The following is a 19,945-nucleotide window of genomic DNA, read 5'->3' on the forward strand; positions in this document are numbered from 1 at the left end:
ATTCAGGCGCATTTTTTCGCTTCTGCCGGTGTTCTGATGTGTTCTAGGCTCTTCCAACCATGAAATCGACCTCCCTCCTTGCTCTGCTGGCCGTGATGCTGGCTTCTCCCGCCAGCGCCCAAACCCCGCCTCCTGCGAACGAGGCCGAGGCGTCCGCTGTTCCCAAGATCTCCCTGACCCCGGGCCAGTTGGATCACATCATGAGGGAGCTTGAAAAGGTGGAGGCGCAGATCGGGCAGGGCAGGACCTCCGTCCTCAGCGCCGCGCTGGCGAAGTTCAAGGCAGCCCTCGCGAGCGAGACCGCCGCTGTGGCGTTGTATCTCGACTGCTACAAGCTGGAGAACTTTGAGCGCAAGGATCTCAAGCAGACCGACTTCATGGAGTGGCGGGACAGAAACGAGGAACGACTGAAGGATGACAACTTCACCAAGGCGCTGCTTTTCCAGCTCGAATATCTCGTGATGACCATCCAGGCCCAGAGCATTGATGATCCCAAAAAACTGGGGACCGTCGTGCCGGCTCTGCAGGCTTTCCTGGCGAAGGAAATCGTGGCCGTGCAGGAAACCATGAAGCACACCGCCTCGGGCGCGGTTCAGGTGAAGGACAACGGCGGTGGCAAGGGCGGACGCGGGCCCCGTGGCGGCGGTGGGGATCTGGGCGGTGCCAGCCCGCTGGCCGGGATGCTCCGCCAGTCGGTGAAATCGACCGAGTTCAGCCGCGCTTTCAAGCTCGACGACCATCTGAAAAGCAAGCAGTGGGAGTACTCGCCGCTGAACATCGCGGGCATCTATTCGAATGTCATTTTCCCCTACTATCTCGCCGAGAAACCGGAAGAGCTGGCGGCCCAGTGGGACGCCCGCATCAATGCCGAGATGAACCTGCGCAAATCAGGCATGAGCGAGACGGAGTTCAACATCCTCCAGGCGGAGGAGCTGCCGCGTCTGCAGTGGGAAAAGGACAGCTACCTACTCACCAACAACATCAACGCCATCAACGCGCTGGCGGACATGCTCAAGATCATCCAGAACAATCCAAGCCACCCGGACGCCTCGCGCTGGCTGGAGGAGTTCAAGAATGTCATCAAGGCGGTCATGCCTCCTCCGCCGGTGGAAAAACCGATCGGCAGCCAGTAAGCTCGCGGCATGTTCCGCTGCCTGTACGCCGTCCTCCGCAGTTTCGCGCCTGCGTTTGAGGGGCTGTGCTGGGCCTTGCGCACGCAGCGCAACTTGAGGGTTCATGCGGCCGCCGTCGTGATCGTCACATCGGCGGGCGTGTGGCTCGGCTTGCAGGCCTGGGAATGGTGCGCGGTGCTGCTCGCCGCGGGCCTGGTGCTGACGGCGGAGTTGTTGAACACGGCCGTCGAGGCGCTGGCGGACCGTGTCAGCCGCGAGCGTGAGGAGGCGATCCGCCGCGTGAAGGATGTGGCGGCCGCCGCCGTGCTCATCGCGGCGCTGATCTCGGTCGTCGTGGGCTTCATCGTGTTTTTGCCGAAGCTCTGGCGTCTTTTCGAGAATGTTCCGTCGACTCCTTGACGCAGCGGGGCAGACTCCTATGATGCGCGGCCTTTCCGCCCCCTAAAAACCCTCACCGCAGCACTCCCGATGGCCATTCTCGTTGAAACTGACACCCGCATCCTCGTCCAAGGCATCACCGGTGATTTTGGCTCGCGTCACGCGAAGGCCTCCATCGACTACGGCACGCAGCTCGTCGCGGGCGTGACTCCGGGGAAGGGCGGCCAGGTGTTCGAGCACGGTGGCAAAAAGGTGCCCATCTTCGACACCGTTGCCGAGGCCGCGCGTGAGACCGGCGCGACGGTCAGCGTGATCTTTGTGCCTCCGCCCTTTGCCGCCGACGCCATTCTTGAAGGCGTGGACGCCGGTCTCGATCTCGCCGTCGCCATCACCGAGGGCATCCCGGTCAACGACATGATCAAGGTCAAGGCCGCCATGAAGGGCAGCAGGACCCGCCTCATCGGCCCGAACTGCCCCGGCCTCGTCACTCCCGGCCGTGGTGAGAAATCCCACGGCGGCTGCCGCATCGGCATCGCTCCCGGTTACATTCACAAGCGCGGCAATGTCGGCGTCGTCAGCCGTTCCGGCACGCTCACCTATGAAGCTGTGTGGCAGCTCACCACCCGCGGTTACGGTCAAAGCACCTGCGTCGGCATCGGTGGCGACCCCGTGAACGGCACGAACCACCTCGACGTGCTCAAGATGTTCAACGACGACCCCGAGACCGAGGCCATCATCATGATCGGTGAAATCGGCGGCAACGCCGAGGTCGAGGCCGGCCGCTGGGCCAAGGACCATTGCAAAAAGCCCATCGCCGCGTTCATCGCCGGTGCCACCGCGCCTCCCGGACGCCGCATGGGCCACGCAGGTGCCATCATCGGCGGCGCGGACGACACCGCCGCCGCGAAGAAGCGCATCCTCGCCGACTGCGGCATCGCCGTTTCCGAAACTCCTTCGGACATGGCCGCCACGCTCCTCAAGCGCTGGGGCAAGGCCTGAGCCTGAAGCACGTCGCTCGTTCGATTTCCAAGCAACAAAAAAGCCGGATCTCACGATCCGGCTTTTTTGTTGAAGCGGGGAAGAACGGGTCGCTCAGTTCCAGAAGTGATACCACTGGTTCAGCCAGCCGGTCACGGCGGCGATGCTGCCGACAACGAGCACGCCTTCCAACAGCAGGCGCAGACGCTGGCCGCGTTGCGCGCGCTGCTGGGCGATCGGCACGCGGCGGCGACGCGGGGCGGGGGAGGAAAGCTCCATGGGCGGAACGATGTTCACGTTCGCCAGCCGCCGCTCGCGTTGAATCCGGGGCTCTGCGGTGATCGCGCACTCGAGGCGGTGGATCTGGCGACTCAACTCGTCCGCACGTTTGGCGAGGTGGCGTGTTTGACCACGTGTCGAAAGCTCATGATTGGCCTCCTTCGCCGTTTTCGGGCGGCGGGAGCGGACTTTGCGGTTGCCGGAGAACAGGGCCATGTCGGTGAAGGCGGGTGGAGGGTGAAAAATCAGAACATCAGTCGGATCAGCACGATGGCGACGAGCACCGTGGCCATCAGCGGCAGGGTGAAGGCGAAGCCGCGCTTCATCCACGTCATCAGGTCGTCCGTGCTTCCGTGGGCGGCGGTCAGCAGCGGGGCGTTGGCGTCATCCAGGCTCGCGGCGCCGTTGAAGGACGCGCTTTCGGGCGGGGTGATCATGTGCAGGCGGCGCAGCCCTTTGGCGAAGCCGCTCTCGGCCTCCTCGATCGCCGCCAGCGCGCCGTCCAGCTCCTCGTCCACCTGCGTGCGGTGCCATTTCTCCGGCTGCAGCGACTTCAAAATCTCCAGGTGGCGGCAGAATTCCTCGTGCGTGATGCGCAGCTCGTCCGCGCGCTTCTGCGCATCGTCGAGTTCGTCTTCCAGATGGTCGTTGGCGCGTGAGATTTTTTCGAGCAGGTCGCGTTTGCCGGCCACGAAGCGCTCCTGCTTCAGGCGCAGGTTTTCCAGATGCTGCTTCTGACGCTCGATCTCCTCCTGCTGCTGGCGCAGTTGGGTGAGCTGCTCCTGCGCGGCCTTCACCTTGAAGTCCACGTTCTCCAGCGCCATCGGATCGTCCATGAATTCGGGTGCGGAGTCGAAAACCAGCAGGTTTTCTTCCAAATGACCGGGGGCGGAGGCGGTGGCGTGAGATTTGCGAGTGACCATGGCAGTGCTGAAAATTAGATTCAGCACGGAAATACTACACATGTCTTAAATATTCCAGATTTTTCGTCCGCTTACGGGCAAAAAAATAGGGAAGGCCTCCAAAAACCACCGTCAGCACAGCCAGTCCACCCAGCGCGCCCAGCTCCGCCCACCCGTTGTTCGCCACCATTTCCACCGCGTCCTGCCGCAGGTTCCGCCACGACGGCAGCAGGGTCAGCACCGTCCCGCCCACGATGTACACAAAGCTGGCGATCAGGCACACCGTCCCGCCAAAGCCCGACACGATCCGCGCCGGGTTCGACTCGCGAAAATTCGGCACCAGCGCCCCCAGCGACAGCGCCAGCGAGGTCAGCCCGTAGCTCAGCATCAGAATCGCCGCGCAGAAAAACAGCACCCGTTTCCACGGTAGCGCCAGCGACACCCCGGACACCAGCACCAGGCCCGCCATCACCAGCCCCAGCACGCTCGCGCTCAGCCGCAGCTTCAGCCCCAGCACCCGGTGCAGCGGCAGCGGCGACAGGCCCAGGATCCACAGCCGCTGCCCCTCCAGGCTGAACTGCGGGTAAATGAAGCGCGTCGTCAGCGTCGAGAGCGCCAGGCAGCACACCAGCAAGTTCAGATGGCTTACCACCGTGATCCAGAACGGGCTTTGCAGGTCGTAGCCCAGCTTCCGCAGGTTCATCGAGTAAATCAGCAGCAGGCTGAAGATGATCGCCGTCTGGCCCCACTGCACCGGCTCCCGCACGAACACCCGCACCTCCTTCCGCAGCAGCGCGAAGGACGCCCGGTCCAGCGCCAGCGCGCGCCGCAGCCACTCCGCGGCCCGGCCCGGCTTGCGGCCGGTCATGAGCTTGTCCGCCTTCGCCCCGCCGGCCGGGGCCGCGCACATCACACGGTTCCACGCCGCGTAAAAATGCCCGCTCGCCACCCGGCTTGTCACCACCAGGCTCATCAGCGCGTGCGCCAGCAGCACCAGATTGAAAAACAGCATCCTCTCCGTCAGCCCGCGGCCCGCCGCCTGGATCGTCTCCGCCACCCACGAGCTCGGCAGCAGCGGGTGCATGCAGATTTCCGTATGCCGCAGCAGCTGGTTCAGGCTCGCCGTCAGATCGCCCGAGTTCATCGTCTCAAAGCTCGTCTGCCATCCCGGCAGCGTCCGCGCCAGCAGCACCGCCAGCACCACCGCCGCCGGCTTCCACATCCACCGCCGCGCCCCGCGCACCAGCGCGATGATCAGCCAGGTCGAGACATTCGCCGAGATCGCCACCAGGGACAGCAGCGCCGGTGCCACCGCCAGCAGGAAGCCCGCGTCCGCCTGATAGACCCGCGCCAGCGCCAGCAGGATCGGCGCGCTCAGCACCAGCAGGCCCCAGCTTGCCAGCAGCATCCCCTCCAGCGTCTTCCACAGCACCAGGCTGCGCGGCGGCAGCGGCAGCGCCACCTGCCACTCCATCTCCCGCCGCCGGAACAGCCCCATCCCCGTGATCGTCGCGTTCGAGATCACCAGCATCACGAAGAAAAAGAAAAACAGCAGGAACACCATCCGCTCCGTTAGCAGCGGGCCGATCAGCGGCAGCTTCGCCACGAACTCCAGCCCGCGCGCCACCAGGAAATACGCCGCCACGCCATACAGCACCAGAAACGTCCCCACCGTCGCCCCCAGCAGCCGGTTCTCCCGCAGCCCCGCCCGGATCTTGTGCGCCAGCATGCGCCGGTGCGCGCTCGCGAGCAGGGAAGTGGCATGGGCGACCGTCATCTCTCCAAATTAACCGTGTTCCCCCACCGCGCCAGCCTCCAATCCGCTTTGGAGCGGCGACGATTCATCCTTCGCAGTAGCCTCCGTTCTCCGTAGCAAGACTGCGAAGGATGAATGCTACGGAGAACGGGCCCATCGCCATTCAGATGAACCGGCCGAGAAAGAGACAAGAGGGGGAGAGTTCCTGGTTATTGGTTATTGGTTATTGGTTATGAGGGGAGCGCAGCCGAGCGGAGCGAGACAACCGGAACAAAGTGGAGATAGCCGAAGGCAAACTGCCAACGGCAGCCCGGAGGGCGAAGCGGACAGCGAAGTCAAACCTCTTGTCCGCTTTGGAGTGGCGACGAATCCGTTCTCCGAAGCATCTGCGAAGGATGAATCGTCGCCATCCATGGAAGTCAGCCGCCTCGCGGGCGTCCGCTGTTCCTATTCAAAACCCGCAGCCGCCGCGGCTCACGGCAGCACGCCGCCGGTGGCGCCGATGGCATCGATCACGCCTTCGCGGACACCGTCGAAGGTGTAAGTTGAAGTGGGCGAATTGAAGGGAGCGGAGCCGATCTTCGACGCGGTGGACATCAGCGTCGCGCGGACGGACTCCGGCGCGAGAGTGCCGCCGGCCTGCTCATACATGAGAGCCACCACGCCCGCCGTGTGCGGCGATGACATGCTGGTGCCGGACATGCGGGTCGTTCCGCCGCCGAGGCGGGTGGACAGGATGCCGACGCTCTGAATGTAGCCGGACACAATGTTCTCCTGGTCAGCGCCCGGCGCGGAGATGGTGACGCCGACGCCCGTGCTGCTGTTGAAGGCGCCGTCCGTGGTGAAATGAGACGCGGTGTCGGCTCCGATGAACCAGCCGATGTCGTCCGTGCCCGCCTTCGCGGTGGTGCTGGCCACGGCGATGACTTCCGGGTAGGTGGCGGGGACCACTGCGGAGACCTCCTTGGTCGCATCGTTGCCTGCTGAGACGACAATGGTGATGCCCATGTCCTTCAGTTTTTTCACGGCCGCACGGTAGCTGGGGCTGTCGCCGAGGGTGCCGGGACGGCCGAGGCTCATGTTCACCACCCGGATCCGAGGATTGACGGTGTTGGCATTCTTCGCCACCCAGTCCAGTCCGGCGAGCACGGTGGAGTCATAACCGCTGCCGGCCTTGTCCAGCACCTTCACCGCATACAGCGTGGCATTGGGAGCCACGCCGACCACATCATAGCCATCGTAGCGCGCCGCGATGATGCCGCCCACGTGCGTGCCGTGGCCGTTGTCATCCTGGCCGGCGGTGCCGCCCTCGCTCAGTTGCAGCCGGGTCCGGGAAACGATCGCGCGGAAGGAGGTGCTCCCCCTTGGCAGGTCCGGATGATTGAAATCAAGGCCCGTGTCCACCACGGCGACGCCCACGCCACGACCTGTGAAGGCGATGGTTCCTGGAACGGCGCCGATGCGCGCCACGCCGGCGGGCAGGACTTCCTTGGCACGGGCCGTGGTGGTCGTCCCGCCACCGCTCGGTTTGGCGTGCAGACCGATGACACGATCCTCGACGACGGAAACCACATTCGGATCCTGCTTCAAAGCGGCCACCCGCGCGGCCGGGACATCTCCCGCAAAGCCGTTGAGGGCGTTCGCAAACTGCGCGTCCGGCACGAGCGCGTGCTTCGCGGCGACCGCGGCCGGCGAGGCACCCCGCTTGAGCTCGACGATGTAACGACCGGGCACCTAATCGCCCGGCACCTGGGCGTTGGCGGTGGTCAGAGTGGCCAGGACGAGTCCGAGAGCTGGGAAGAGGCGTGGTTGCGTCATATTAATTTCAGTTTGAAAAAAATAACGGATTTCCCCTTCTCCTGGCAATCCTATTTGATGGGTTAACCCTCCTTGCCGCGCCCGCCCTCCATGGAGCGTCGGCTCTCCCCATCTCCTTGTCTTGCCCTCCTACCTCCGCAGCGCGTTGATCAGCTCGTCCAGCTTGTTCGCGATGGCCTGCACCTCCCACTGCGTCGGTGGATCGCTCACGGTCATGCCGAGCAGGCTCACCGCATTGCTGTTGTTGCTCGTGCCGTTGATCGCGCTGTTGATCGCGCTGTTGATCGCGCTGTTGAGCTGCATCTGCGTCACCTCGCCGGGCGGGCCTTGCGGTCCTGGGCCTCCGTCGCTGCCGGTCTGGCCGCGTGGAATGCCGAAGGTGAAGCGCACGTTGTAGCCGTCGAAGCTGGTGTTCACATAAGCCGAGTCCCACGGGTTCAGCGTCGTCACGCCATCCACCACCGTGCCGGCAAAGGGCGGTCCCTGCGGTCCTTGAGAGCCTTGCGGTCCCTCGTAGCCCTGCGGGATGCCGAAGTTCAGGCGCACCGCGTTGCCATCAAAGTTGGCCGACACATTCGGCCAGCTTCCCGGCGGCAGTTGCGTCACGTTATCCACCACGAAATTCGTGAAGGGCGGTCCCTGCGGGCCGGGGGAGCCGTCCATGCCGTTGGTGCCGGGCGGCCCCGCATCGCCTTGAAAGCCGCGCGGGATGCCGAAGTTCAGCCGCACGGCGCTGCCGTCATAGTTTGCCTGCACCGTGGCGTTGTCGCCGGGGTTCAGGGTGCTCACGCCATCGACCATGAAGTTCGTGAACGGCGCGCCCGGCGGGCCCGGGGCTCCGTCGCTGCCGTTCTGGCCCGCTGCTCCCGGCGGTCCGTCGCCGCCCTGCGGCAGGTCAAAAGTGAGGTGCAGCACGTTCCCGCTCACGCCCACCGTCACCGCCGCCGGGGAGCCGGCGGGCAGGGTGTTCACGGCGTCCACCACCGCGTTCGTCACGCCGCTCACGGCGTCGATGAGAGCCTTCAGGCCGTTGAACTGGGCCCGCATCGGCGCGGATTCGAGCGGGGCGTTGGTCGGCGGATAGGCGGGGTCGAAGGGCATGGCGTTTCAGAAGAGAAGGAGAGGGGGGCAAACGCCGAGGGACGGAGGCGTTTGAGACAGCCGGAAGGCTGGGCGAAGCCCGACAGCGCGGGGAGCGCTGGAGTCAAACTGGGAGAGGGGGAGAGGGGGGGGGCCTGGTTCTTGGTTGGTGGTTATGAGTTATGAGTTATGAGTTACGGGATATGGGTTAGTGGTTGAGAGGGGCGCGGGCGTTCGCTTCGCGGCTTCGCAGCCTGCCCGCTTCAGTGGTTCCTCAATAGCGGGCAAGAGTGCCCGCGCTCCCTTCTCGAGTCGGCCGGTTTGAGCATGGAAGGGGGTTAAAATGTAACGATGCGAACGTAATGAGGGAGGAGGTTGCCAAACCCTGCGGGTCATTGGGTGAAACGTCTCTGGCGTGATGTCCACAGAACTGCGAATAAGTCAGCAAAACACACAGAAAGAATGAATCACCGTTGGTTAATGATAGTTGAAACGGCATTTACAATGGAGCCTTTTTCCCGGCCGGTGATGCACTTCGTTTTTCGGCTGGGTGCCGGATTACGGGCCGTCTGGCGGACGCTGTGAACAAGTCAGCGGGGAAGGGGAGGGGATTGTGTTTGTAACGCTTTGTGTAACGCGGTAAGCGAATCATGGAGACCTCTCTCGTAACCGTTCATGCGCTCGTTTTCGGTCCCCGGGCCTCCCCGACCATCGGTGGTCGGGAGGCGGTGGCTGGCGGGAGGACGGAGGCGCTTGCGAGGTTCGGGGAGTGGTTGAATGTAACGCTGGAAGCGAAACATCTTTCCGCTCGCCTGTCAGATCACCCGGATCTGGGCGGGGTCGCTCCAGGTGCCCATGACCCCTTTCAGGCCGACGGTCCGCACCCGCACCCAGACCAGGCTGCCGGGGGTGTAGCCGGTGAGCTCCGCCTTCCCGCCCTGGAAGATGCCCTTCGTCTGCCAGGCCGACTCGGTGTTCGGGTCGCCCGTGTTGGTCTGGACCTCGTTGGTGCTGTTCTTGCGGTCGGGCTTGTAGCGCGCCACCAGGCTGCCCGGCAGCTCCCCCTGGGTCAGTTTCAGGTTCTGCGGGGCGGCCGGCGGGGTGGTGTCCGGCGTGCGGGCGGTCGTGTAGGCGGGGAAGCCGCTCTGGTTCACGATCGTCGCGTCCCCCTTGGCCACGCCGTTGACGTAGTGGCCCAGCACCCTCAGCGCCTCGTCCAGCTCCTCCCGGGCGGTGTTCAGTGCCAGCACATCGGCGGAGGCGTTGCTGGCGCGTGCCACCAGCTTGGCGTCGTAGGTGGTGATCAGGGTTTGCAGGGCCGCCATCGTCACCGGCGGGGTGGCGAAGGTGGCGGCGTTCGCGTCCATCTGGTCGTGGATGGTCTGGGCGATGGGGCCCAGCTCGGCGTTGGTGAAGTTGCTGAGGTCGATGCTGGCTTTGGTGTTGTTCATGGCTTGGCGTTTGGGTGGGCTGGCCGCCGCGTCCCAGGTGAGGCCGGAGTCAAAGGTGAGCCCGGGCTGGTCCCAGGTGAGCGCGGAGGTCATGGGGTGGGTGTTCGGGTTGGGGGTGAAAAAGACGGGGCGGCAGGCCGGGAGGCCTGCGTGGAGGACGGCCGGCCGTCGTGAGCACGTCCGCCCGCAGGCGGCGGCCGGTCGGACCTGATCCGAGAAGGCGCAGATCCCATGGGCGAAGGCGCAAACCCCATGGGCGACGGCGCAAATCCCATGGGCGAAGGCGCAAACGCCATGGGCGAAGGCGCAAATCCCATGGGCGACGGCGCAGATCCCATGGGCGACGGCGCAAATCCCATGGGCGACGGCGCAAATCCCATGGGCGACGGCGCAAACCCCATGGGCGAAGGCGCAAATCCCATGGGCGAAGGCGCAAACGCCATGGGCGACGGCGCAAACGCCATGGGCGACGGCGCAAATCCCATGGGCGACGCCGCAAATCCCATGGGCGAAGGCGCAAACGCCATGGGCGGCGGCGCAAACTTCATGGGCGACGGCGTAAATCCCATGGGCGATGCCGCAAATCCCATGGGCGACGGCCTCCGGGGGCTGGACGGCTGGCGGAAGGGCAAAGGCCTCGCGTTCATGGGCGGGAGCTTTTCGCATCCCGGCCCCGGGGGCAAGGCAACCGGAGTTGCGCAGGCTTGGCCCGTTTGCTGCTGCCCCTCTACTTCGTCCGGGGCTGGCGACGGCGCACACGATCCGCCGCGTAGCCGAGCAGGAAAACGACGTTCACATCCCGGCCGTTGGACCACTTCGTCGTCAGCGGCACCGTGAGGACCATGTTCTCATGGTGCAGGTTGTGCACATGCTGGCGGGTGATGCCGGACCGGCGTGCCAGCTCCGCCTCGGTCAGGTTTTGCCGGGCATCGTCTCCGCGCATCAGGCGCAGCAGCTCGGCATTGAGTGCTTCCGGATCCACCGGCCCGTCCCAGACGGTGACGATGAGCGCGTCCCTCGGGACCAGGCGCCAGACTTTGCCGCTGTCCTTGCGGCCCTTTCGAGTTTGCTTGGCATTCATGGGTGTTGAATGGGTTGGCGACGGCGGATTGAACCGAAAAACCGCCCGTTTGTGAAGCCCGATTTTTCAGCCGCCCCGGAAGGCCTTGAAAATGAACCGGAAAAAGTTTCACCCGCCTCCTCCTTCGTCATGAGCTGCCCTTGCCATCAGCACTACTCCCGGCTTGAATAGGAAAACACCCGTATGGCACGCAAAGCATCCAGCCACCCCGCCGACTCCACCGCCACCATCGGCTTTGAGGCCAAGCTCTGGCTCACCGCCGATAAGCTGCGGAACAACATGGACGCGGCGGAATACAAGCACGTCGTCCTCGGCCTCATCTTCCTCAAATACATCTCCGACACCTTCGAGGAACACCGCGCCAAGCTCCTCGCCGGCCAGGGCGACTACGCCGGGGCCAATCCCGAGGACCCGGACGAATACAAAGCCGAGAACGTCTTCTGGGTGCCCGCTGATGCCCGCTGGTCCCACCTCCAGGCGAATGCCAAGCAGCCCACCATCGGCAAGATCGTCGATGACGCCATGGTCGCCATCGAGCGCGACAATCCCCGGCTGAAGGGAGTGCTGCCGAAAGACTACGCCCGCCCCGGCCTCGACACTGCCCGGCGCGACAGCGCCCTCTCCCCACGCGCAGCCACACCGCAGAGCCTGAGCGCAGCGAAGGATAACCAGCGCCTCGGCGCACTCATCGACGTCATCGCCACCATCAGCCTCACCGCCGCCAGTGAGGGCGAGAAGACCCACCGCTCCGTCGATCTGCTCGGCCGCGTTTACGAGTATTTCCTCACCCGCTTCGCCAGCGCCGAGGGCAAGAACGGCGGACAGTTCTACACCCCAAGTTGCGTCGTGCGCTGCCTCGTCGAGATGTTCGCCCCCTACAAAGGCCGCATCTACGACCCCGCCTGCGGCTCCGGCGGCATTTCCCGAAACTCGGAAAGCCGGAGCGAAGCGGAGACAGCCAGCCGCAGGCTGCCCGTAGGGCGAGCGCAGCGAGGCAACTTCGTCGAATCCCACGGCGGCAAATTGGGCGACATCAGCATCTACGGCCAGGACAAATGGGCGCGGCGGCAGCGCCCATTTGGTCTCGCAAAGCGAGCCCGCAGGGTGAGGCTGCGGCGGCAGCAGCCGAAACAAAGCAACGCCACCACCCGCCGCCTCGCTATCATGAACCTCGCCATCCGTGGCATCGAGGCCGACATCGGCAAGGAGCACGCCGACACCTTCCGCAACGTCCAGCATCCCGACCTCCGCGCCGACTACGTCCTCGCCAACCCGCCCTTCAACGACTCCGACTGGTTCCGCAAGGACGACGACGTGCGCTGGCAGCCGAGCGGAGCGAGACAGATTGCCAAAGGCAACCCGCAGGGTGAACGCGGCGGCGTTCATCAATTCGGCGTCCCGCCCAAGGGCAACGCCAACTTCGCCTGGGTGCAGCACTTCATCCACCACCTCGCGCCGCAGGGCATGGCCGGCTTCGTCCTCGCCAACGGCAGCATGTCCTCCAACCAGTCCGGCGAAGGCGACATCCGCCGCGCCCTCATCGAAGCCGACCTCGTGGACACTGCCCTGCGCGATAGCGCATTCACTCAAAGCGAAGCCATCCCGCAGGTCGTGAGCGAAGCGAAGGACAACATGGTCGCCCTCCCCGGCCAGCTCTTCTACAGCACGCAGATTCCCGTCTGCCTCTGGTTCCTCGCGAAAAACAAAGCCGCCGACGCCAAACGCGGCTTCCGCGACCGCCGCAAGCAAACCCTCTTCATCGACGCCCGCAAACTCGGCAAACTCATCTGTGCTGACATGCGAAACCCGTCGCTAAACTAGCCGAGAAAATGAACACCAATCCCGCACTCGGACGCTTTCTGCTCAACTGCTTCTCCGTTGAGTTCTCTGTTCAATCCATCACGGTCGCTGAGCTGCCGTGGACTGAAGAAACAGACATGCGTGAGCTGCGGAAGAGTCTTGGGAGTGATTGGTTCGTTCTGAGGCGTGGCGACAAAATCTACGGGCTGGCTACTGTTCCCAAGCCTGCGATGGAGTTCGGGCAAGCGACGACGGTTCTTCCGCTGAGCGGTTACGATGGACTGGATTTCATGCGAGCACGATTGAATGAGGCTCTGCCAGAACTTTTACCGAAATACCAAGCGGAGCGCGTCCGGCCATTCCAATTCCTCGCCCGTAAGGATGAGTTCGTCGCCAGCTTTGCCGCCAATCGCCAATTGCCTGAAGTCGTAAAGCGCGGCTTTGCCGTCCGTCCGCGATTTGAATTGGAAGCCCGGACTATCGAATTGATTGAAGGAGATTTGCGAGTGGCAGTGGCAATATCAGTGGCAATGCAGTGGGAAGTCTCAGCGAGCCTCGTTGACCTTGCGAATCAGGGGGTTCAGCTTGATGGCCTCTATGTCGTCTTAAAGCACCCTCAACCCGGCGAACGCCGTTTGGTTGGCCGCATCAAGAGCTTGAACCAAGGCAACGTGGAACTTGACGAGACTATGGACGGACGAACGTCCATCGCGGCTGATTTGGTTCGTTTGGAAGGAAGCAAATTCAGTTTTAAGCGCTGTCTCTCCAAGCTGCTTGGCCAACGGTATCGCGACTTCGAAGCGCAGCGCGAATCATGGGAGGCGACCTACACCAGCGGCCCGAGTTTTGATTCTGTGCTTGGTAAATTGTCGAGCAGTCTCAAGCCGGTAAATCTCGGCCCCGGCATCGTGGCTACAATCGGTGCCGCCATTCCGATACTGAATACCGAGGGAGCCCAAATCTACCGGGAGCTTCCTCCAGTCGAGTATTGTTTCGACGCCGCGAAGACGAAGCGAAAGACGATTCCGTGGAACGGCTTGGTCGAGTTCGGCCCCTACGATAGCGACACATTCGAAAAGCGAACGCCGCGCATCTTGGTTGTTGTGCCGCAATCGGAGCAGAACAAGGCGGAGCAGGTTTTCGGAACTTTCCTCGACGGTGTGCCGAACGGGCAATACCCGGTCGGTTTCGCCCGCTTGTTTAATCTGCGCCAAGTCAAATTCGACACCTGCCCTGTAGCAGACCAGCGTCTTGCACCGAACCAACACGCTGCAGCATATCGCGCAGCAATTGAATCCCATCTTAGCAGCGGGGCAAGCTACGATGCCGCGTTGGTGGTAGTGCCCAATTTCAGCCGTCAGATGCCTGACGACCACAACCCGTATCTGCACGCCAAGGCGCTGTTGTTGACGAATGGCATTCCTTCACAGGAGCTGCGGGTTGCGACGCTGCACCAGCCGGACATGTCGCTTCAATACACACTCCGAAACATTGCGGTCTCGCTTTACGCGAAGATGGACGGAGCACCTTGGACCGTCAGTCAGCCGCGAACCTACAACGACGAGATTGTAATTGGCATGGGCATGGCCGAGGTGGCGGGAAGCAGGGTCGAGAAGCGCCAACGCCACATGGGAATCACCACTGTCTTCCTGGGAGACGGCAACTTTCTCCTCTCGAACATTTCGAAGGAATGCACATACGACGAGTATCCAGAAGTCTTGAAGGCATCAACAAAGTCCATTCTCGCCGAGGTCAAACGGCGCAACGGTTGGCAGCCCGGTGACCGAGTGAGGATAGTGTTTCACTCGGCCAAGCCGCTGAAGAACGTGGAAATTGACGAACTCATTGCCGAGTGCGTCGCCGATGTCGCCGGGGAGCAGATTGTCGAGTTTGCGTCCCTCCAAGTCTCCCAAGACCACCCATTCAAAATTATCGACCGCGCACAGCCGGGAAAGAAATACGGCCAAACGATGAAGGGGGTTTACGCCCCCGCCCGTGGATTTGTCATGCAGCTTGGAGCCAGCACCCGGCTGTTGGCGACGAATGGGCCAGACCAAATCAAACGCCCCCTCAGCCCTCTCCCTGCGCCGCTGTTGGTGCATCTGCATAAACGCTCCACGTCGAAGTCGCTGGACGCGCTGACGGAACAAATCCTCAAGTTTACCTCAATGACTTGGCGGTCCACTTCTCCTGCGGCAATGCCGGTTACGATTTACTACTCGGAATTGATCGCCGAGTTGCTGGCCCGCTTCCGCACACTGCCCGATTGGTCACCCGCTCTGCTCAACACAAAGCTCCGCGCGAGCAAGTGGTTCCTATGAACTCGGCAATGACACATAGTTTTGGTGCCGAGTTGACGCGAATCGCGGCAAACTTGAAGGAGTCCACTGTCTGGCCTTCGCCGGCGACCGGTCTTGCTCTGCAACTTCTAAAACTCTGCGGCTGTGACGAGCGCAGGACCAGTCTTCTCGGCTCAACTCCCTTTCCCGTAGGGCCTCTGGATGCAGCCCCAGCCGCCGCCGCCGCTGGATTCGCGATGGCCGTATCTGAGCCACAGCCTGAGGAACTGTCGCGCTGGCGGGAAGGCATGAAACGGCTTGTGAAGCGGGAGCCATTTCCACGCGACCGCCAGACCTTTGCCTACCGCCCGACAGAGCTAGTCGGGTTGGCGGTTGGTATCTCAACAGCCGAAGGCCGAAGCGGCGCGTCAGCTGTGTGGCTTAGATCAGTTCTCCAAGACTTGCCGGGTAAGAGCCCTCCAACAAATGCGTGGGCGCTTCTGCTCTACCACTACGCTGCTGCCATTCTTGGCGTCGAGTTCTCGCTCGCAATCCCCGCCCGACTTTCGGAATACGACACCACTGAGCTTGGTTTACTGATTGCACTGCTGGCGCAAAGCAGGGTGTTCAAGGCATCCGATTTCGAGCCGAATGCTGTCCAGAACGCCTTGCTTGAGCGGGTGGTAACTGAAAGCCCCATTGCTCGGGATACTGAGCGACTTGCGGCATTGTATGGCGCTCTTTCGCTGAGCCTGAAGACCCGCATCTCTGCATCCATCTCATTCGACCACACGCTTCCAAAAACCACAATTATGAAACAGAAAATCCTCTTCCTCGCCGCAAACCCGACCGGCACAACGCAATTGGCACTCGATGAGGAATGCCGACAAATCACGGAGAAAATCAGGGCAGCCGACCACCGCGATTCGCTAGAATTGATCACGCGCTGGGCCGTGCGCCCCGAGGACTTGCTCCAGCACCTGAACGAACACAGGCCCCACGTGGTTCATTTTAGCGGTCATGGCACTTCTACGGAGGAGATCGTCCTTCTCGACAAGGACCGGAAGCCAATGACGGTTCCCGCGCCGGCTCTAAAGCAGCTCTTCGCTACATTGAAGGATAACATTCGTGTCGTGGTTCTGAATGCTTGCTTCTCGAAGCCACAGGCAGCCGCGATCACCGAAGTGGTGGATTGTGCGATTGGCATGAACAAGGCAATTGGCGATGATGCAGCGATTGCGTTTGCTACGGCATTTTATCAAGCAATCGGGTTCGGAAGATCGGTCAGGGTGGCATTCGAATCAGGAAAGACTGCATTGATGTTGGCCGGGATTCCCGAGGAAAAGACTCCTGAGTTACTTTGCCGAACGGGTGTGGACCCATCCGCACTCGTGTTGGTCGATCCAAACCCCGCACAGCGAAACCCCAAGTAGGCTCATCGGATTCCGGCGCTGTTCCGCCGGTGAGCCAGACTATTGCAGCAGAAACTTGGCAGACCATTAATGCCGCCTTCGTAAAGAGCCTCGCTCCTCTCACGCGGGAAGAGGCCCTACTGTATTTCGATGGAGCGGTGCCGAGATGGGAGCATTCTGTGTCATCGTCCATTCCCAAGAGGCAAGCGGCGGAAACCGTCATCAGTCGGCTTTCCGCACGCAGTCCCAAGCAAGGTGGGTGCTCGCTTCAGTTGATTCGTGGGGCGGGCGGCGAGGGGAAAACCACGATACTGCTTCAAGTAGCCGCTGCTCTGGCGGGAACCGGCTTCTGGAAAGTGCTTTGGCGGCCATCAGCGAATCTTCGATTCACCTTGGACCTCCTGGCGCACCAAGATGACTCCACGCAATGGCTGGTCGTTGCTGATGACGCTGAGAACTTGATTGTAGATGTGCGCCAGGCGGCGATGAAACTCTCGCAAAAAGGAACATCGAACATTCATTTCCTTCTCGCCGCTCGCGATTCAGATTGGCGATTTTTCCGGGGTGACCAAGTTGGCTGGGCTTCGTGGTTGCAGCGTCACAGCGATATCTACCTTCGCAATGCGACTGAAGAAGATGCACGCCGCATCGTTGAGGCGTGGCGGAACTGCGGGACTGAGGCGATGGGAGCGCTGGAAGCCGAGAAAGACCCCGGTGAGCAAGTCAGGGCATTGGTGAATGCAATCAATGATGCAGCCCATTCTCAGTCTGAAGGCTCGCTGTTTGGGGGACTACTAAGGGTCCGGTTTGGCCCGGCTGGCCTGAGAAGCCACGTCATTTCGCTTCTGGAGCGGCTTCGCTCGATGCCGATCGAACATAGTTCAAACAAGAGTAACCTGTTCGACGCCCTGCTCTACGTTGCAGCGTGTCACGGCGTGGGGATTCCCGGAATCGATGCGAATGTGCTCGCCGACCTTGTGGGCGTAGAGCGGGGTCGGGTGCAGAACCTCGTTGTTCGACCACTCGGTGAAGAAGCCGCCGCCGTGCAAAGTGCTGGGCATATTATGACCCGTCACAGTGACGTAGCGCAGGCTGTCTTGGTTGAAGCCGAAGCGTCATTTGATGCAGTCCTGTCGGAAATCTTGGGACGCTTGGTTAGCCAAGCTGTAAAAACCGGAAAAGGAGGCGTCCGTTTTCACACCTTCAATGACATCGCGCACCTCGGGCCAAGGCTTTTGGACGAAAGGGATGCTCGATTCAAATTGCCGAAGCAGTTGTCGAAGGAGACTTGCAAGGCCATCGCTGTTGCTGCTGCGCGAGCTGATGCTGAAGTTGAATCAGACCGATTGGTGCCGCTCGTTGATCTCGCAAAGACATACCGCGCCTCAGGCGATTGCGCAGCCGCAGCGGAAGTCTTTCGTGAGAATCTAGCTTCAGCGGCGGAGAAGGTTGACTGCGTTGAAGTCATTCGGGGCTTTTGGTATGAATGGGCCGTGTGTGAAGGCACCATCGGTGAGGATCGCGAATACGCAGCAGCGAATGTGTGGTTAGCTGGGATTTCGCTTTCAGACATGCTGAACCCTGTCGAATTGACAGATCGTAACGTCAAGCTGATCTGCGCAGGGATCGCAGAGGCGTTCAGGCGAATGTGTGATCCAATGGCGGATACTGTTCTCGCAAGGGCGCACCGAGCATCCGCATACCTTGGGAAAATGGTTGAGCTGGATTCCGAGACATCTTCTTATTTTCAAAAACACCACAAGTCAGCTGACAACATTCGGACTGGTCATCCACACAATCTGGAGACAGCCATCGATTGGATCCGGAATGGCGTTCTTGCGGCAAGGGAAGAGCTAGAAGATTCGTTTTTGCTTGGGCTGGCCAATCCAAACGAGCTGGCTTTCAAGCTCCTTGAAACGACTCTCCATGGCCGCAGGTCGGGCCGGTCTCCGAAGTCCTTTTCCAAACGGCAACCTTGGAAAAAGAAGCGACGATACTGATTCCGGAAGTAATAGGTTACAAGCTGGCGAACCGCTTCAAGGATGCCAAGGACCCCTTCAAGATCGTGATCGTGCGCGACATGTGGCTGACGGGCTTTGATGCGCCCTGCCTGCACACGATGTATGCCGACAAGCCGATGCAAGGCCACGGCCTCATGCAGGTCATCGCCCGCGTGAACCGCGTTTTCCGCGACAAGCCCGGCGGGCTGGTGGTGGATTACCTCGGCCTCGCCGATCAGCTCAAGAAGGCGCTCGTCACCTACACCGAGAGCGGCGGGCAGGGGAACCCGACCTTCGACACCGCCCAAGCCATCGCCGTGATGCTGGAGAAACACGGTATCGCCTGCGACCTGATGCACGGCTTCAACTGGGACAAGTGGACCGCCGGCAAACCCACCGAACGGCTCGCGCTCATCCCCGCCGGACAGGAACACATCCTCGAACAGGACGACGGTAAGAAACGCTGGGTGCAAGTGGTGACGGAACTCTCCCGCGCGTTGATGAGCGCCCCCGCGCTCACCCTCCGGGCTGCCTGTCGGCAGTCTGTCTCGCTCCGCTCGGCTCGCCCTCTGCGCCGCCAGCGATGAAGCCACGGAGATCCGCGATGACGTTTCCTTTTTCCAAGCCCTGCAAGCCGCGCTGAACAAGCAAAGCAGCAGCAACAAGAAGACGCCCGAGCAGATCGACGCCGCGATCCGGCAGCTCGTGAGCAAGGCCATCACCACCGAAGGCCAGGTGATCGACGTCTTCACCGCCGCCGGATTGACTCCTTCGCCCCCGGCTCAGTCGGGCTACGCCCAATGCTGCGCATTGTCTGTCTCGGTCGCCCCGCTGGCTCCCTCGGCTGCCCAAGCCGGACATCAGCATCCTGAGCGACCAATTCCTCGCCGAAGTGCGCGGCCTCAAGCACAAGAACGTCGCCGCCGAGTTGCTGGAGAAGCTGCTCAAGGACGAACTCAAAGTCCGCTCCAAGCGCAACCTCGTGCAGAGCCAGGTCTTTTCCGAGAAGCTCAAGAAGACCCTCAACGCCTACCACAGCCGCGCCATCAGCACGATGCAGGTCATCGAAGAGCTGATCAAACTCGCCAAGGATCTCGACGCCGCGACCAAGGCAGGCAAGGAGATGGGACTGACCGAAGACGAGAAGGCCTTTTACGACGCCCTCGCCGCAAACGACTCCGCGAAAACCGCGATGGGCGACGCGAAGCTCAAAGTCATCGCCGCCGAGCTGATCACCCAGGTGAAGAAGAGCGTGACCATCGACTGGACCCTCCGCGAACACGCCCGCGCCAAGATCAAGGTCATGGTGAAACGCATCCTGAACAAACACGGCTATCCGCCTGACCTTCAGGAGGAAGCCGTAAAGACCGTGCTCCAGCAGGCGGAGCTGCTGTGTGCGGATTGGGTGTGATAAGGAGCGGGCAGGCTGCGGAGCCGCGAAGCGAATGCCCGCGCTCACGTCAGGCCTCTGACTACGGCGAGCATCGGAGCCGGGGCTGGAGGCGGAGTCCCCCGGGCGTATGAGCGTCGCGCGAGGCCAGGCTGGCGCGCTCCCTTGCCTTCGTGGTCTCCTGTGAGGTTTGCCGATTGGGAACAGG

The 19,945-nt window shown here is 62.2% G+C and carries 14 protein-coding genes and 1 pseudogene; 8 read left to right on the plus strand and 7 right to left on the minus strand.

Features of this window, described 5'->3' with window-relative positions; genetic code table 11:
• The first annotated feature begins 59 nt into the window (after positions 1-59).
• From ACILSE_RS18060 to sucD, 3 genes are all read left to right on the plus strand, one after another.
• Entirely contained in the window at positions 60-1,133 is a 1,074-nt protein-coding gene (locus ACILSE_RS18060) for a hypothetical protein (RefSeq protein ID WP_395718825.1), read from the plus strand.
• Between the two features lie 9 nt (positions 1,134-1,142).
• Positions 1,143-1,532, plus strand: a complete 390-nt coding sequence (locus tag ACILSE_RS18065; RefSeq protein WP_395718826.1) for a diacylglycerol kinase family protein — start codon at positions 1,143-1,145, stop codon at positions 1,530-1,532.
• Between the two features lie 69 nt (positions 1,533-1,601).
• Positions 1,602-2,510 (plus strand): succinate--CoA ligase subunit alpha, encoded by a 909-nt coding sequence (gene sucD, locus ACILSE_RS18070; RefSeq protein WP_395718827.1) that lies wholly within the window; start codon positions 1,602-1,604, stop codon positions 2,508-2,510.
• Between the two features lie 93 nt (positions 2,511-2,603).
• Here the strand turns inward: sucD and ACILSE_RS18075 are convergent, their stop codons facing one another.
• The 7 genes from ACILSE_RS18075 to ACILSE_RS18105 all read right to left on the minus strand — a co-directional run bounded on the left by ACILSE_RS18075 (position 2,604) and on the right by ACILSE_RS18105 (position 10,856).
• Positions 2,604-2,984, minus strand: coding sequence for a hypothetical protein (locus tag ACILSE_RS18075; protein WP_395718828.1), 381 nt, complete (start codon positions 2,982-2,984; stop codon positions 2,604-2,606).
• A gap of 29 nt (positions 2,985-3,013) precedes the next feature.
• The gene (locus ACILSE_RS18080) at positions 3,014-3,691 is read right to left on the minus strand and encodes a hypothetical protein (protein ID WP_395718829.1); all 678 of its coding nucleotides are present in this window, start codon (positions 3,689-3,691) and stop codon (positions 3,014-3,016) included.
• A 34-nt stretch (positions 3,692-3,725) separates the two neighbouring features.
• Positions 3,726-5,447: a putative ABC transporter permease subunit gene (locus ACILSE_RS18085; RefSeq protein WP_395718830.1), complete on the minus strand. Its 1,722-nt coding sequence runs from the start codon at positions 5,445-5,447 to the stop codon at positions 3,726-3,728.
• Positions 5,448-5,900: 453 nt separating this feature from the next.
• Positions 5,901-7,160 (minus strand): S8 family serine peptidase, encoded by a 1,260-nt coding sequence (locus tag ACILSE_RS18090; protein WP_395718831.1) that lies wholly within the window; start codon positions 7,158-7,160, stop codon positions 5,901-5,903.
• Positions 7,161-7,373: 213 nt separating this feature from the next.
• Positions 7,374-8,345, minus strand: coding sequence for a hypothetical protein (locus ACILSE_RS18095; RefSeq protein WP_395718832.1), 972 nt, complete (start codon positions 8,343-8,345; stop codon positions 7,374-7,376).
• A 794-nt stretch (positions 8,346-9,139) separates the two neighbouring features.
• On the minus strand, positions 9,140-9,868 hold the full coding sequence (locus ACILSE_RS18100) for a hypothetical protein (protein WP_395718833.1): 729 nt from the start codon (positions 9,866-9,868) through the stop codon (positions 9,140-9,142).
• A 634-nt stretch (positions 9,869-10,502) separates the two neighbouring features.
• Entirely contained in the window at positions 10,503-10,856 is a 354-nt protein-coding gene (locus ACILSE_RS18105) for a hypothetical protein (RefSeq protein ID WP_395718834.1), read from the minus strand.
• Between the two features lie 183 nt (positions 10,857-11,039).
• On the opposite strand from ACILSE_RS18105, the gene ACILSE_RS18110 reads away from it, so the two are divergent.
• From ACILSE_RS18110 to ACILSE_RS18130, 5 genes and pseudogenes are all read left to right on the plus strand, one after another.
• Positions 11,040-12,677, plus strand: a complete 1,638-nt coding sequence (locus ACILSE_RS18110; RefSeq protein ID WP_395718835.1) for an N-6 DNA methylase — start codon at positions 11,040-11,042, stop codon at positions 12,675-12,677.
• 8 nt (positions 12,678-12,685) lie between these two features.
• A complete protein-coding gene (locus tag ACILSE_RS18115) occupies positions 12,686-14,977 on the plus strand; it encodes a Piwi domain-containing protein (RefSeq protein ID WP_395718836.1) in 2,292 nt (763 codons plus the stop codon).
• Between the two features lie 215 nt (positions 14,978-15,192).
• On the plus strand, positions 15,193-16,368 hold the full coding sequence (locus ACILSE_RS18120) for a CHAT domain-containing protein (RefSeq protein WP_395718837.1): 1,176 nt from the start codon (positions 15,193-15,195) through the stop codon (positions 16,366-16,368).
• A gap of 29 nt (positions 16,369-16,397) precedes the next feature.
• A complete protein-coding gene (locus ACILSE_RS18125; protein ID WP_395718838.1) occupies positions 16,398-18,347 on the plus strand; it encodes a hypothetical protein in 1,950 nt (649 codons plus the stop codon).
• A gap of 20 nt (positions 18,348-18,367) precedes the next feature.
• Positions 18,368-19,758: pseudogene (locus ACILSE_RS18130) on the plus strand (type I restriction enzyme endonuclease domain-containing protein); the annotation flags it as partial.
• Between the last annotated feature and the right edge of the window lie 187 nt (positions 19,759-19,945).

This window comes from Prosthecobacter sp. (assembly GCF_044236155.1).
Lineage (GTDB): Bacteria > Verrucomicrobiota > Verrucomicrobiia > Verrucomicrobiales > Verrucomicrobiaceae > Prosthecobacter.

What these genes read in the sequence shown, in the direction of transcription:
- ACILSE_RS18105 (WP_395718834.1), bottom strand. Translation starts at nt 10,856, where the DNA reads ATGAATGCCAAGCAAACTCGAAAGGGCCGCAAGGACAGCGGCAAAGTC.
- ACILSE_RS18080 (WP_395718829.1), bottom strand. Translation starts at nt 3,691, where the DNA reads ATGGTCACTCGCAAATCTCACGCCACCGCCTCCGCCCCCGGTCATTTG.
- ACILSE_RS18100 (WP_395718833.1), bottom strand. Translation starts at nt 9,868, where the DNA reads ATGACCTCCGCGCTCACCTGGGACCAGCCCGGGCTCACCTTTGACTCC.
- ACILSE_RS18110 (WP_395718835.1), top strand. Translation starts at nt 11,040, where the DNA reads ATGGCACGCAAAGCATCCAGCCACCCCGCCGACTCCACCGCCACCATC.
- ACILSE_RS18120 (WP_395718837.1), top strand. Translation starts at nt 15,193, where the DNA reads ATGGCCGTATCTGAGCCACAGCCTGAGGAACTGTCGCGCTGGCGGGAA.
- ACILSE_RS18060 (WP_395718825.1), top strand. Translation starts at nt 60, where the DNA reads ATGAAATCGACCTCCCTCCTTGCTCTGCTGGCCGTGATGCTGGCTTCT.
- ACILSE_RS18085 (WP_395718830.1), bottom strand. Translation starts at nt 5,447, where the DNA reads ATGACGGTCGCCCATGCCACTTCCCTGCTCGCGAGCGCGCACCGGCGC.
- sucD (WP_395718827.1), top strand. Translation starts at nt 1,602, where the DNA reads ATGGCCATTCTCGTTGAAACTGACACCCGCATCCTCGTCCAAGGCATC.
- ACILSE_RS18115 (WP_395718836.1), top strand. Translation starts at nt 12,686, where the DNA reads ATGAACACCAATCCCGCACTCGGACGCTTTCTGCTCAACTGCTTCTCC.
- ACILSE_RS18095 (WP_395718832.1), bottom strand. Translation starts at nt 8,345, where the DNA reads ATGCCCTTCGACCCCGCCTATCCGCCGACCAACGCCCCGCTCGAATCC.
- ACILSE_RS18075 (WP_395718828.1), bottom strand. Translation starts at nt 2,984, where the DNA reads ATGGCCCTGTTCTCCGGCAACCGCAAAGTCCGCTCCCGCCGCCCGAAA.
- ACILSE_RS18065 (WP_395718826.1), top strand. Translation starts at nt 1,143, where the DNA reads ATGTTCCGCTGCCTGTACGCCGTCCTCCGCAGTTTCGCGCCTGCGTTT.